14 protein-coding genes are annotated in these 14479 nt (G+C 37.1%); 3 read left to right on the plus strand and 11 right to left on the minus strand.

Going from position 1 to position 14479, the window contains the following annotated elements; genetic code table 11:
* Positions 1-20 precede the first annotated feature (20 nt).
* Positions 21-380: a DUF488 domain-containing protein gene (locus tag ACG72T_RS00915; RefSeq protein ID WP_395264059.1), complete on the minus strand. Its 360-nt coding sequence runs from the start codon at positions 378-380 to the stop codon at positions 21-23.
* Positions 381-545: 165 nt separating this feature from the next.
* Between ACG72T_RS00915 and ACG72T_RS00920 the strand changes: the two genes are divergently transcribed.
* Positions 546-983, plus strand: coding sequence for an Hsp20/alpha crystallin family protein (locus tag ACG72T_RS00920; RefSeq protein WP_395264060.1), 438 nt, complete (start codon positions 546-548; stop codon positions 981-983).
* Positions 984-1568: 585 nt separating this feature from the next.
* On the opposite strand, the gene ACG72T_RS00925 is transcribed toward ACG72T_RS00920, so the two are convergent.
* The 3 genes from ACG72T_RS00925 to ACG72T_RS00935 form a co-directional block, all read right to left on the minus strand.
* The gene (locus ACG72T_RS00925) at positions 1569-2519 is read right to left on the minus strand and encodes a LacI family DNA-binding transcriptional regulator (protein WP_395264062.1); all 951 of its coding nucleotides are present in this window, start codon (positions 2517-2519) and stop codon (positions 1569-1571) included.
* Between the two features lie 239 nt (positions 2520-2758).
* Positions 2759-3466, minus strand: coding sequence for a bifunctional demethylmenaquinone methyltransferase/2-methoxy-6-polyprenyl-1,4-benzoquinol methylase UbiE (gene ubiE / locus ACG72T_RS00930; protein WP_395264169.1), 708 nt, complete (start codon positions 3464-3466; stop codon positions 2759-2761).
* Between the two features lie 9 nt (positions 3467-3475).
* Positions 3476-4084 carry a histidine phosphatase family protein gene (locus ACG72T_RS00935; RefSeq protein WP_395264063.1) on the minus strand — a complete coding sequence of 203 codons (609 nt, stop codon included), beginning with the start codon at positions 4082-4084 and terminating at the stop codon, positions 3476-3478.
* 209 nt (positions 4085-4293) lie between these two features.
* Between ACG72T_RS00935 and ACG72T_RS00940 the strand changes: the two genes are divergently transcribed.
* Positions 4294-5628 carry a uracil-xanthine permease family protein gene (locus ACG72T_RS00940; RefSeq protein ID WP_395264064.1) on the plus strand — a complete coding sequence of 445 codons (1335 nt, stop codon included), beginning with the start codon at positions 4294-4296 and terminating at the stop codon, positions 5626-5628.
* Between the two features lie 20 nt (positions 5629-5648).
* On the opposite strand, the gene ACG72T_RS00945 is transcribed toward ACG72T_RS00940, so the two are convergent.
* A complete protein-coding gene (locus ACG72T_RS00945; RefSeq protein ID WP_395264065.1) occupies positions 5649-7526 on the minus strand; it encodes a fructose-bisphosphatase class III in 1878 nt (625 codons plus the stop codon).
* Positions 7527-7668: 142 nt separating this feature from the next.
* On the opposite strand from ACG72T_RS00945, the gene ACG72T_RS00950 reads away from it, so the two are divergent.
* Entirely contained in the window at positions 7669-8571 is a 903-nt protein-coding gene (locus ACG72T_RS00950) for an aldo/keto reductase (protein WP_395264066.1), read from the plus strand.
* Between the two features lie 69 nt (positions 8572-8640).
* Here the strand turns inward: ACG72T_RS00950 and ACG72T_RS00955 are convergent, their stop codons facing one another.
* The 6 genes from ACG72T_RS00955 to ACG72T_RS00980 all read right to left on the minus strand — a co-directional run bounded on the left by ACG72T_RS00955 (position 8641) and on the right by ACG72T_RS00980 (position 14431).
* A complete protein-coding gene (locus ACG72T_RS00955) occupies positions 8641-9420 on the minus strand; it encodes a hypothetical protein (protein ID WP_395264067.1) in 780 nt (259 codons plus the stop codon).
* Positions 9421-9556: 136 nt separating this feature from the next.
* Positions 9557-10846, minus strand: coding sequence for an FAD-binding oxidoreductase (locus tag ACG72T_RS00960; protein ID WP_395264068.1), 1290 nt, complete (start codon positions 10844-10846; stop codon positions 9557-9559).
* Complete coding sequence (locus tag ACG72T_RS00965; protein WP_395264069.1) at positions 10824-11624, minus strand: FAD:protein FMN transferase; 801 nt, start codon at positions 11622-11624, stop codon at positions 10824-10826. The genes ACG72T_RS00960 and ACG72T_RS00965 overlap by 23 nt, the downstream gene beginning before the upstream one ends.
* A 14-nt stretch (positions 11625-11638) precedes the next feature.
* A complete protein-coding gene (locus ACG72T_RS00970) occupies positions 11639-12118 on the minus strand; it encodes an FMN-binding protein (RefSeq protein WP_395264070.1) in 480 nt (159 codons plus the stop codon).
* A gap of 118 nt (positions 12119-12236) precedes the next feature.
* Positions 12237-13016 (minus strand): FAD:protein FMN transferase, encoded by a 780-nt coding sequence (locus tag ACG72T_RS00975; RefSeq protein WP_395264071.1) that lies wholly within the window; start codon positions 13014-13016, stop codon positions 12237-12239.
* Positions 13017-13138: 122 nt separating this feature from the next.
* Positions 13139-14431, minus strand: a complete 1293-nt coding sequence (locus ACG72T_RS00980) for a nucleobase:cation symporter-2 family protein (RefSeq protein ID WP_395264072.1) — start codon at positions 14429-14431, stop codon at positions 13139-13141.
* Between the last annotated feature and the right edge of the window lie 48 nt (positions 14432-14479).

Genomic DNA, 14479 nt, shown 5'->3' on the forward strand with positions numbered 1-14479 from the left:
GCCAACCCAATCTACAACTTTTATACTTTAGATTTTAGATATTCCATTAAAACTACGGCATCATTATGTTCTTGATCTTTGGCACTATACAGTATAAGAACATCCTGATCCTTTAAAGCCGTTTTGATGCTTGTTAAAAACTCTGGTGTATATGAATTCGTATTAATTTCTGCTAAATATTTACTCTTGAACTCCTCATATTTATCGGGATCATGACCAAACCACTTGCGTAAATCTGCTGAGGGAGCGATTTCTTTAGCCCAAAGGTCCAAATCTGCTCGAACTTTAGACATTCCTCGAGGCCATAAGCGATCCACCAAAACACGATAGCCTGTCGGTAATTCCTTATCATATATCCGCTTCATAATTAATTGAGTCATTTCACTAGCCTTCTTTTATAAAATTTATTGTATCACACGAATTAAACTATTCATTTCCAAATTCCAATAATTAGCACTAATCAATTAAGAGTGCTAAATTCTTGAACTCTTGTTCCCTCACGACCTATAATATACTTGTAATGAAGGGAAAGGAAGTAACGTAGTATGACAAATGAAATTATGGATCGTAACAATTTGATGAGAAATTGGTTTAACAATGATTCTTGGATGAATAGTTTTCCATCAATATTTGACAACAATTTCCCTGAAGATTCAACTCTAAAAACAGATATTAAGGAAACTGATAAAGATTATCAAGTCCATGTAGATATGCCAGCTTTCGATAAGAAAGATATTGATATTAACTATGAAAATAATGTTTTGACGGTCAGTGGACACCGTGATAGCTTCAATGACCATAACGATAAAAACGGCGATATGATCATGAGCGAACGTTCTAGTGGTCGTTTCACGAGACAATATCACTTGCCAGCAGTTGATTCAAACAACATTAAAGCTACATATGACAAAGGTGTTTTGAAGATCAATTTGCCAAAGCTTGAAAACAAAGTCGAATCTGGTCATCACGTAGATATTGACTAACTGAACGTTGATTTTTTCTAAAAGCCCGATGGTTCTATGATTGGAATCACCGGGTTTTTAGTTACTTTTGACAGAGGATTTCACAAAATCTTCACATTTTACAAATAATTAATTAATATATATTGAGTATTATATTACTTGTAGATAAGAGATATCCCTAATCCCTTTTCTCACCCCCTATAACATATATATTTAATCCCCTAAATTAAAACACCTTTCCCCGAGGTGTTTTTTTATGTTTTTAGACTTCTATCAGTAGTAGTTGGACTAAAAATAAGCTATACTATTAAATGCAGAGTGGAATTTTTCCACTCTCATGGGATGTAGCGTTTAGCTACAAAGGACTAAAGAATTTATATAATAAAAAAGACTTATCTATTGGTATCTAAGATACACTTACATTTTTAAATTAAACTAACAACTTTTTATGATAAGCCGCTCGTTATAAAACCAGGATAGAACTTGTTTCTTCTATTCTTTCTCCCCTACAAAACAGATTCAATCCCCTAAAAAAGAGGCTGCGTTAAAACAGTCTCGTGACTAAAAAGAATCGACGTGAATTAATAATTCATGATCGATTCTTTTTTATTTTATTAAAGTCCCTCTCAAAATGAACTCTGACGGGATTGACTTTTTGACGATACCATCTGCAAAAAGTGACCAAAAGGCATATTCGCCAATTTCGGTTAGTTTGTGATCGATAGTGGAAAAGTTCAATAAGCGACTGTAATCAAAATCTTCTTGTCCGATAACCGGAATATCAACCTTCATTAATTTTAATTGTTGTAAAATGCCGGCGGCAACTTGATCACTATTGGCAAAAATCACTTGAATTTTTGAATCGCTTTGCAATAATGACTTAGCGGCCTTAATACCATCGCTATAATTAGAAGCACCCATATATAAGTCCTCTTTAGGGATTTCGTGTCCAAATATTTCTTTAAAAGCTGAACTAGTCTGCTTAGTCGATTGGCTATATTTAGCACTACGACTCAGTGTAACGCCGATATGTTGAAATTTTAATCTCTTCAATAAGTCAAAAACTTTCATATATGATTCTCTACGGTCAGTATATGCACAGGAAATGGGATAGTTGAACGTATCTTCACAACAAGTAATTGTGCCATATTGACTATACTCAAGAATTTTTTCAAAGGAAATGGTTCTAGAAGTAAAAATCAAGCCATCAAAGGAGCGGTGCTTCAACATTTCTAGATACTTTATTTCATTTTTTTCGTTATAATCCGATGGCAATAGAGTCACTTGATAATTTTCTTTAAAAGCCACTTTGGTGATGGCCGAAACTAAGCGTTGGAAGTACGGAATATCAATGTAAGGCAAGACTACTCCAACCTGATAAGTCTTCCCAATACTCAAGGCTCTTGCCACGTCATTGGGATGATAATCTAGTTGTTTCATTGCCGATAAAATATCCTTGCGCGTATTGTCAGCTACATAACTCTGATGATTGATCACTCGTGAGACAGTAGAGACTGAATGTCCAGAAAGTTTTGCTACATCACGGATATTTGCCATGGTTTTCACCTCAAATTAAAATTGTTAGCTTGCTACAAAGTAAATTATTTACTTTTTTATGAAAGAAATCAAAATTCATAATTTCTTCACATTTTCAAAATATTTGGTTCACACTTATCAAGTATAGTATTACTTGTAGATGAGAGATAAGTAAATCTCATCTCATCCCCCCTATAACATATATATTTAATCCCCTAAAAAATTAAAAGAACACCTTCCCCGGGTGTTCTTTTTTTGTCTTATTTATAAGCTGAATGAATTGCGGCAGCTTTCAACATCAAATCGTCAACTGTTATCTCCTTAAAGCCAATGATCTGCATCATCTCAGCCAAGCGTTTGATACTGACGAATTTATTAACGGAATCATCAAGATATTGATATTCGCTACCCTTTTTTGCAAAGACTTTTCCCATCAAAGGTACCACGTGATTGAAATACAATTGCCAGCCTTTTTTTATGACTGGTGTCTCAACTTTAAAGGCTTCCAGACAGACGAACTGCCCTCCTGGTTTTAAGACTCGATAAATCTCCGATAAAACTTTTGCCGCATCGGGAACGTTACGAAGTCCAAAGCCAATCGTCACTGCATCAAAACTGCTGTCTGCATAGTTGATCAAATTCATCGCATCCCCAGTTTCTAAAGTCACATTAGTAACGTTAGATCGAGCGACTTTACTTTGAGCTTGTTTCAACATTTCTTGACTAAAATCCATTCCGATAACTTGAGCATGGGGAAATTGTTTAGCTAACATAATCGTCCAGTCGGCCGTCCCACAACAAAGATCTAAAATCTTATCCGGACCCACGGTAATTCTAGCAGTAGCTTTTTTACGCCATTGTTGATGTGTACCTAGACTCATGATCGTATTGAGTCGATCATAATTACCAGCAATTGCATTAAATGTTTTTTGTACATCTTTTTCTGGTACTTTGTTCGTTAGTCCCATCATTTGCCTCTAGTCGATATAGTTTACTCGTCCATAATAGTGAACATAGCTTGTGCCACTCTTTGAAATAACAAACTTCGATACTCCTGCGTTATCTGGCTGGATAATCTTAGAAACATCTTTGGCTTCAGTCACAACTTTTAAAAAGGCTCGGCTGACAAATCCATGACATACGACCATGACTTTTTCATTACCTTTAGTAGCCATATCATTCAAGAAATCATTGACCCGTTGATAGACATGATCATATTCTTCGCCATCTTTGGCATACTTTGTGTAAGCTGGTAATAAATAATTATTCTCATCGAAAGCATCAGGATATTTATCATGCAAATCTGATTCCTTTAGACCATCCCATGAACCATAATCAGCTTCATATAAACGTTTGTCTTGCTTTATTTCCAAAGCACCATCAGTTAGGATCTCAGCAGTTTGAACTGCTCTTTTCATTGGACTTGAATAAATTTCATCGAATTTAGTAATATCGATATGTTTTTTCAATTCCTCAACTTGTTTGATACCATTGGCGTTCAAAGGCTTGTCAGTTGACATTCCATTGATGCGTCCTTCGTAGTTGGTATCTGTTTCGCCATGTCTGACAATATATAATTCAACCATAAAACTCTCCTCTGTTAGCGCTTTTATTTATATCAATTAGTATTTCATTATTGACAATACATTGCAACTCAATTATAGTGAAATCAATTAAATAGAGTCCTTTAAAAATTGGTCCCGTGAGGCTAATAAGGAAACACGTTCAGTCTTTTATTTCGCATACACGGGATGAAGGGCTATTTTTTTGCAAAATTACAGGGGAGATGTTTCTTATGGATCCAAATAGTAAAGACTATCGAAATCCAGATGCTGTTTTAGATGTCTATGAAAAGCCACCACTGAGCAGCTGGTTGTTCTTATCGTTACAGCACTTATTCTCAATGTTTGGGGCAACGGTTTTAGTACCATTACTAGTCGGACTTGATCCAAGTATCGCTTTGTTCAGTTCCGGTGTCGGTACGATCATTCATATCTTAATTACCCATCGAAAGATTCCAGCTTACATGAGTTCTAGTTTCTCATTCATTGTGCCTATGGTTTCGCTGATGAAAACAGTTGGTTATCCCGGAGTTGCTCAAGGTACAATTGCCGTAGGTTGTGTCTACCTAATTGTTTCCTTGATCGTCGGCTTCGTCGGTTCTGATTGGATCGATAAAGCTTTGCCACCAATCGTCGTTGGCCCAATCATTATCGTCATTGGTATGTCAGTTGCCGGAAGTGCTGCTAACAATGCCATGATGAATGGTTCACATTACGACTTGAAATACTTTGGAATCGCCATGTTCACGTTATTCTTAACAGTTCTATTGAATATGTACCTTCGTGGTTTTTGGAGTAATATCGCCATTCTTTTGGGAATTGTCGGTGGATACATTCTAGCTGTATTTTGTGGAATCGTTGACTTTTCAAAAGTTATCTCCACCCCTTGGTTCAAACTGCCTGCCTTCGATATTATGTTTGCTAATTATATGCCAAAACAAATATATTGGGGCGCTATCCTGAGTTTTGCTCCGATTGCCTTTGTTACCATGGCTGAACATTTAGGCCATATCATGGTTCTTGACGAGTTGACCAACCGTGACTTCTTTAGAGACCCAGGTCTTCACAAAACTCTAGCCGGTGATGGTACTGCTTCGATCATGGCCGCCTTCCTTGGTGGTCCTCCTGTGACCTCTTACGGTGAAAACATTGGTGTTATGGCTGTTAACAAGATCTTCAGTGTCTACGTTGTTATCGGGGCCGCTGTCTTAGCTGCCTTATTCGGTTTCATTGGTAAATTGAGTGCTTTGATCCAAACAATCCCTGGTCCAGTCATCGGTGGTATCAGTTTTGTCCTCTTCGGTGTCATTTCTTCCAGTGGTTTAAGAATCCTAGTTGATAATAAAGTCGACTTTAACGAAAAACGCAACCTAATGATTGCCTCTGTTGTCTTAGTAATCGGAATTGGTAATGCTTATCTACAAATGGGTTCATTCCAATTTACTGGTGTCGGTGTTGCAACAGTAGTCGGTATTATTTTAAACTTGATCTTACCAAAGCATGCCCTATCAGAACGTTGGGATGATGATAAAGACGAGTGGAAAAAAGATAAACAAAAAGAAGCCTAAACGGCTTCTCCAAAAAATAATTAATCAAGTTGAGTAGATAGATCTTCTATCTGCTCTTTTATTTTGGTTCCATAATCAGTATCAGCTACCGTTCTACGCTCAGAATAGTGTTCGATAATCTGCTTATCCAGCACCACATCTGACATTTCTGCCACGGTCTTATTCGAAGAATCAAATTTTTTCAAAGTCTCCAGGCGCATTCCAAATGAATCAAACAGTAAAGCAAAACCACCAATATCATGCTGACCGTAATCAAGTTCCGACAGACCATTGACCACAATGATCTTCTTATTGGCTTTTATCGGTTCGATTTCACCTGTTGGCGTATGCCCAATAATGATATGTCCACGACTATTGATTGAAAATTCTTCCATGATTTTGTCAGCAAATGACTCCTGTTGACTCAGTTTATAAAATGGATTAGGTGTTTCATTTTGTAAAGTTTGATCTTCCACAAAATAACGTTCAAAGGTTGCCATTTTATTTTTACCAAACAGAGGCGAATTTTTTCCTTCCCACAAATACCACATGAAATCCGAATTGAAGCAATCTCCAGTTGTCGGATGTCTCAACGAATCTCTAATGATCTCACTGGCCTTGTCAAAAAGTGCCTTACCAGAGTACTCCTCTCCGTCAATTTTAACTGGTATAAAACTACCGTCCTTAGCTGTGGGAACACAGCCATGAAATAATAAATTACCGTTATGACGATGGTACATTGAACCATTATCAAACATGAACCACATATGTTCATTCAATTGTGACGAACGAATAAATTGATTGATCAAGTCGATGATGACATTTTGTTCACCACGGATAATCTGATAGGGCTTAGCCGGATTGACGTTCTGAAAACAGCCATTTTTGAGTGGATACGATTTACCGTCTAACATTAAACTCTTTTTATCCGGACTGATTTTATCTAATAACAGACGGTTCTCCATTCCAAATTCTGGATTACGCTTAATAGCCTGCCCTTCGAGCTTAAATTGCATTATGGCTGCGGCTTGTTGCACACAATTGTCGATATTGCGCTCGTCATCGCTGACTCCAGTTAAATCGCCTAGAGGTTCAAAATTTGGCAATGGACGATAGGAGTTCATGGCAAATTTAACTATCGAAGTTAAGTCGATTCCGTAGACATTTTTCAACAATCCCAAGTTATGATAGCGAGCACAGATGCGTACGACATTCAACATACACAACTTGGAACCAGCTAGACTTCCCATCCACAAGACATCATGATTGCCCCATTCAAAATCAAAATTTTGCCAGCTCTCGTTCAACTGATTAATGATCCCATCCGGATGACTGCCTCGATCATAGAGGTCGCCCAAAATATGAATACGCTCGATTGCCAGTTTTTGAATAGCATGGCAGGTAGCAATAATAAACTCATCACTCATTTTTAGATTGACTAATGATTTGATCATTTCCCGATAGTACGACTGCTTATCTGCAGCATCTAAATTACCTAAGAATAATTCCCGCGCTATATCACGTAGATTACTGTCCATGGCATCTTCGACGATGTTTCGTGGATATTTATCCGCTACATAACGCATCACTTCAATCAAACGATTGATCGTATCCATCGACCACTGTCTTGAACTATCTTCATCAACAAAATTTTGACGAATCTGTGGTAATATTTCTTCTGGATAATATATCAAACAGACCAGCTTCTGCTGATTCAGATCCGTCAAGCGACCGTTGAAAACTTCTTCAACTTTGCGGCTGACATTGCCGGCCCCGCTACGAACAATATTGAGATAATTATCGCTATTACCATGAATGTCACTAATAAAGGCTTCAGTTCCCTTTGGAAGATGCAAATTAGCCGCTAAATTTACAATTTTTGTCTTCACTTTGTCCACATCTATGAAATCTTCATCCATGATTATCAGCCTTCCCCTAAAAAGTGCTTGAACTATCTTGATTGATAGCGTATACAATTGAACTATACCAAACGGAAACACTAATTCCAAGTCTCACAATTATATTTGAGTTAGAATTATATTTATAGGAGGTTTTATTATTATGAATTTGAAATTAGATTCAACAGTAACTTTGAATAATGGTGTTAAGATGCCTCAATTAGGTATGGGAGTTTGGAAAGTTAATAACTCCGGTGCTTCTCAAGCTGTTCAATGGGCATTAAAGCATGGTTATAAGGCCATTGATACTGCCAAGCAATATGGTAACGAAGCCGGTGTCGGTGATGGATTACAAAAAGGTTTGGCTGAAAATGGTCTCAAGCGTGAGGATATTTTTCTAACTACTAAGATCTTTAACGGCGATCAAGGCTATCAATCAGTTCTCGATAACTTCGAAGGTCAATTAAAGAGATTGCAAACTGACTATGTTGATCTACTCTTGATCCATTGGCCAGTCGATGGCACTTATTTAGAAACTTGGCGTGCATTAGAGAAGATCTATCAAGAGGGCAAAGCACGTGCTATTGGTGTATCTAACTTCAATATCGAAAGATTGAACGATATTCTTCAAAACTGCTCCGTTAAACCAGCAGTCAATCAAATGGAATATCACCCACTTTGCCAAGAAGTTGATATTAAAAACTTCTGTGACAAAAACAATATTTACCTTGAAGCTTGGTCACCACTTGGTGGCGGTACTGTCTTAGGAGACACTAGACTCAAGGCCATTGCTGACAAATACAACAAATCGGTTGCTCAATTGATCTTGCGTTGGGACTTGCAAAACGGTGTCATAACGATACCTAAGTCAGTCCATGAACAAAGAATCGTTCAAAATGCGGATGTTTATGACTTCGAAATCAGCGCCGATGATATGAAAGAAATCAACGGCTTTGATGAAGACAAACGCAGCCTTTGGTATGGCGGTTTCTACTGGAGTGGCAATCCTGATGGCTACAAAGATGAGGTTGACGTTTGGGATGACCAAGCTCAATTTACTAAATAATTATCTAGTTTCATTAGATATGAAAATAAAATACAAAAAGACCTCGAATTTTCGGGGTCTTTTTGTATTTTATTTTTTTACGGTTACGTTAAATGCCTTTTCGGGAGAAATCAGTGAACCAAGGTTGAAATTTTGAACTTCATTTGCTTGATCTGTCGTAATTCCGGTCAAATTATAATGTTCAACAAAGGGCCAGAATTCCTCAAAACTGACACTGGCTCCAACTAAAGACCAAATTCCAGCTTCTACTAAACTACTGCGAATAATCGTTGCCTGTTGATGGCTTCGTTCATCATATTTAGTAGCTATGGCACCGTTCTTTAAATAATAAGTAGTTAATACCTCGTCCTCACTAGTATCAGCTATCTTAATGTCCCAACTGAAGTCTACATTTTGGTTTGTAGCAAATCTGCTGTTACCATCACCGCTTAAATAAATGGCAATTATTTCTGGATTTTCTAACAGCGGCTTTAATTCATCATTAAATACTTGTTCGATTGCCCAATTCTTAACAACCTCTGATGGATCGAAGCGCCCGGCAAAGTATGCTCGATAGATACCATTTGTCATTTGTTCAGATAAAATTGCTGAATTATAAATCGACTTGAATTCATTTGAAGTAGTCAACGGACTGTGATCACCACGCTGAAATTTAGAGACTAGTGAATCATACCGAAATGGTGAAAATAGCGTATCAATATCCTTTAGATGTTCCTCCATCTCTTCTACCGCCACTTTTATGCGTTCCATCACCGTTACGTTTGAACTTAAAGTGACCAATTTGATTACTAAATCCATATTCATCTGATTAATTTCTTTTTTAAATAATAATTGTTTTTTTGCTTTCATTAATTTATACCTCGTTATCAATATCATTTCTTGATACAACTAAAAGTATAAAGATGAAGTTTGAAGACTTTATGATGAACTTTTGAAAAAAGAACTATCCTTTGATGAACTATCTTTATAAGATCGTAACAATAGTTTACCAACTGAATTCTTCAAAATAAATTTGACCATTGCCCGCTCCGTGCTTTTTCAAAACTCTAATCCAATGATGCATCATCGAACTTGGTCCGCCGATCAGAAAAATCGTATTTTGCTGCCAACCATTCGGTAAATTACTCAAAACTTGCTCATTTTTAAATCGGCCGACTTGCAAGTGACAGTCAACAATATTTTGTTTCTGCCACTCTTCAAAGCGATTTAAATACAAGAGATCATCTTGTTTATGAGCCGTATAAAAGATACGCATGTTACGACCAACGTTGGCATCAATCGTTGATAATAGCGGCGTTACACCAATTCCACCAGCTAAGATCACAATGTTGGCATTAGCTGGCTGCTCTTCTAAAAATTCTTGATATCGGCCATAGCCTCCGTCAATTTTGACGCGGGCTTTTTCTTCAACTTGGGTCAACGATTTAGTAAAATCCCCATCACCACGAATAGCTAAGGTGATCTCTCGCTCTTTATTAGGGGCGTTAGCGATTGAGAAAGGATGCATCTCTTGTAAACCAGGGTAATCTGGGAACGACAAGAAGATATAATCACCGGCCAACAGTTGGATATGGGAACTACGCGGTAATCTGATTTTTAGTTCCTGAATATTGTTGGCGATCGTTTGATTAGATGATAGTATTCCTTGCTCATACGTCAATGGTTGAACTAGCTTGCTAAAAATATAACTGACTAGAACTAACAAACTGACTATATCAAAAAGATAAATAAAAGGTTTTATTGCGGTAATATAACTGATCAATTGAACATGAATAAATACCAAAATCAACGCTACAATATTCAATCGATGAATCCAAACGGACAATTCGTGTCTAAATAATTTTTCTAAGAACTGCTTGATCTTTTTAAGAAGTGAAACTCGGTTAGTCAACCACCCGGCCATAAAAATTAATGAATAAATCATCAATCCTAAGAAGAGATCAAATGCCCAATCTCCAGTTGTTTTGATCCAACCAGTTGAGGGGGCACCTTCTTTATGTAAATATGCCAAAACTATCGCCGCGATACTCAACATGCCGTGAACCATGTACATCTCTGGTAACCCAATCAGCCTATCTAACCACTTAGGTTTAGTACTCAGATAAACTGCAAATAGCATCCACACGTAAGCAATCGTTCCATAATAAATAGCTCGGTATTCGCTTTGATAAATAGTCGGCAACCCAGCTGACAAGGTTTGAATAAATGGCAGGGGCAACAAAAAGACTGCAATCAACCAAAATAATCCAAAACTATAACGGTGTCTTTTGAGCATTAGCCAGCACTCCTTTACTGAAACCTGTCAAGGTGTAATCTTTATTTACTAACAGTCCTGAAAGATCATTTTGAGCAATCATTTCAAGAAATTTTGCATGACCAGCAGCAATACCAGTCGTTGCCCATATATCAGCATTAACCAAACTATCACTAATAATAGTTGCTTGTTTAACATCGTTGTCATCAAGACGTACTATGTGTTCACCACGTTTATTATTACCCGAAGTAGCTACGCTGCCATTTTTCAAATAATAGACAGCCACGATCTCCTGTAAATTTTCCGGATTCTCAATGCCAATTCCCCAACAAAAATCATTGTCAGAGCGAGTAGCTAATTTCATATCGCCACCACCATTTAATGAGACACCGTAAATCTTCGGATCTTGTAAAAGTGGTTTTAAATAGTCGTTAAATGACTGCTCGATCGCCCAACCTTTTACTAACCCAGTTGGATCATAATGTCCCGAAAAATAAGGTGTAAACAGACTGTCGGTCATTTGTTCAGCCAATACGGATTGAGCATAGACCGATTGAAAATCTTTTGACTCCAAAATAGGATCACGATCGCCACTTTGAAACCTTGATACTAAGGAATCCGTTCGAAAAGGCGAAAAGTCCATATCGATTTGATGTAGTCGTTTTTTTATTTTTTCAGTAACCCAATCTAGTTGTTCCATTACTATTTCATCCGGATCAAATGTCGCTAATTTTACTGTAAAAGGAATGTTCATCTGATTAATCACTCGATTGGGAAAATGATACTGTATATTTTTCATTTATTATTACCTCATCATTCCGCTTGATTTAAAGCATCCTGCAATGATCCGGTAAATCCTTTGTACGTTTCCGTTGCACCAGAAATTTGTTGGATGCTAGCACTCTGAGCTTTAATTGCTTCTGACTTATATGTTGGTAAAGCTTGTTCATTGATCTCGACTGACTTTTGTTCAGTATCTGGCGAAGACAAAACATTGATTTTGGTTAGTTTCCCTCCAGATATAGTAATTTGAACTTGGACATCGCCCCATTGAGTACTAGTTGCCGTTCCAGTATAGGTTCCATCCTTATATTTTCCTGTTGATGAATCACTCGTCGATGAAGATGAAGACGAGGATGAGGTTTTCGAACTTTCTGTTTTATTCGTAGTTTGTGTATCTGCATTAGAAGTGGAACTTGTTTGTTGGTTTTTAAAGAAAACGATATAACCATCAATTGCCATAGCAATAGCGACGCCAACCGATAGTGCCACTCCAGTCACTTTTTTTATCATTGGTCTGTCCTTCTATCTTTTATTTTTAAGGCTGATTATATTCAGCATATTTGAATTATTTATGAAGTAATTAGGAAAAAATTTGTGAAAAAAGAGACATATAACGACGTTATATGTCTCACTTGGAAACAGCTATTTTATTTGAAAATCCATCACGGAAGTTTTCCATTCCCAAATTCTTATCAACCAACATACCAGTTAAGTGATATTTGGAAATAAATTCTGGAAATTTGTCCGTTCCAGCAGCAATTCCAGCTGAAGACCAAATATTGGCATCCAGCGCGTTACTGCTGACGATTGTAACTTGTTCAATATTACTCTTCTCTTTACGTAAACTACGCAATTCATTGGAAGTCGAGACAGCGCCATTTTGCAAGAAATAAGTTGCCAAAAGGATATCTAATTTCTTAGGGTCCTTAATTGCAATCCGCCACCGAAAATCAATATTGGGACGACTGGCCAAGCGAACATCCTCGCCACATCTCAAGGACACGCCATCGATTCCGTCTGCGCTGAGTAATGAGAGTAAATAGCGATTAAAAATCTGATCGATCATCCAACCATTCAACAAACCAATGGGATCGTATTTACCATTGAAGTATGAACTGAAATAATGCTGAGTCATCTGTTCAGCCGTGATTGTCTGCTCGTATACCTCACGAAAGACTTTTGAAGTCATCAAACCAGTCTCTTCACCATCTTGAAATCTTGCTAAAACGGAATTGCTATTCTCTAATGAAAAGACGTTATCATATTCTTTGATTTTTTCTGAAATTTTTTCGATAGTCGCATCAATTACTTTAGTATCGATCAAACTTGAATTGGGAGTAGCTAATTTAATTTCCATCGGCAGATCAAACTTGTTAACGACAATGCTGATATATTTATATTCTGTCATATTTTTCACTCCTTTATATTAAAAAAACGTACACTTATCTTAACTTTCTCGATAAGTATACGTAGCAAATGTGATGAAAATATGACTAAACTTTGTAATTGTCTTGAAAAAGCTTGAACTATCTAATTTGTCTTCTTTTGAGGGTTTAACAACAAATTCAACAAGATAGCTGAAAAACTACCAACAACTAATCCGTTATTCAAAATTGTTTGGACTGCTGATGGCAAGAAGTGCAATAAGGTAGGCTGTACGGTCACACCTAAGCCTAAACTGATTGAGACGGCCATAATCATAATATTATTATTATTCATTTCGACCTTTGAAAGCATCTTGATTCCTTCAATACCAACGGTACCGAACATAATCAACATGGCTCCACCTAACACAGCATTAGGAATCAATTCTGCCACCGCTCCAACCTTAGGAATCAATCCTAAGATGATCAACAAGAAAGCTGAAAAATAAACTGGCTTGTTCTTCTTAATCCCTGAAAGTTGTACAACCGCAACATTTTGGGAGAAAGTTGAATATGGGAAGGTGTTGAAGATACCACCTAGGATAGCTGCAAAACCTTCAGAAGCATATCCTCTTTGTAAATCATTTTCATCTAAATCTTTTTCAGTTAACTCGGCTAAAGCATAATAAACTCCAGTCGACTCGATCATACAAGTCAAAGCAGCCAGTAACATAACCAAGATTGACGACCATTCAAACTTTGGCGTTGCAAAATAAAATGGTTGAGGTATTTGGAACCAGTGGGCCGAACTAACTGTCTTAAAGCCAATCTCACCCATACCAATACCCATTAAGTATCCGATCACGATTCCAATCAATACGGCAATTTGTTTGATAAATCCGCGACCCCAAATACTAATAACAACGATAATTAGAGCTGTACTAAAGCCTAAAATCAAATTAGTAGGATTACCTAAACTTTTGTCCGCTACATTACCGCCACCGATATTTTGAAAGGCTACCGGTATTAAAGTAAATCCAATCAAGGTGATCAAAGATCCAGTTACGACTGGAGGGAAGAAGCGCTTTAAACTAGCGAATAATTTCGAAATCAACATGATAAAGACACCTGCAACAATGATGGCACCATACATATAGGCAATCCCAAAGTGATGTCCAATGTTTTGTAACGGCGTTACATATTCAACAGCTGATCCTAAAACCACTGGCAATCCTATACCAGTCAAAGGTGTGCGTTTAATTTGTAAGAGTGTAGCCACCCCGCACATAAAAATATCAACTGAAATTAGATAAGTCATTTCCTTGGCGTTGAACCCTAGTGAAGTTCCAATCAGAATTGGAATCAGAATATCCCCGGAGTACATGGCCAATAAATGTTGAAACCCTAAGAGCAGATTTTTCAGAAAAGAATCGCCCTGTTTTTTTGTATCTAGATCCATTATTGCCCTCCTATTATTTAGAAAAGTATAGCATTATTTTCAAAACAT

Origin of the sequence: Companilactobacillus sp. FL22-1 (assembly GCF_043951805.1) — a bacterium.
Classification (GTDB): Bacteria; Bacillota; Bacilli; order Lactobacillales; family Lactobacillaceae; genus Companilactobacillus.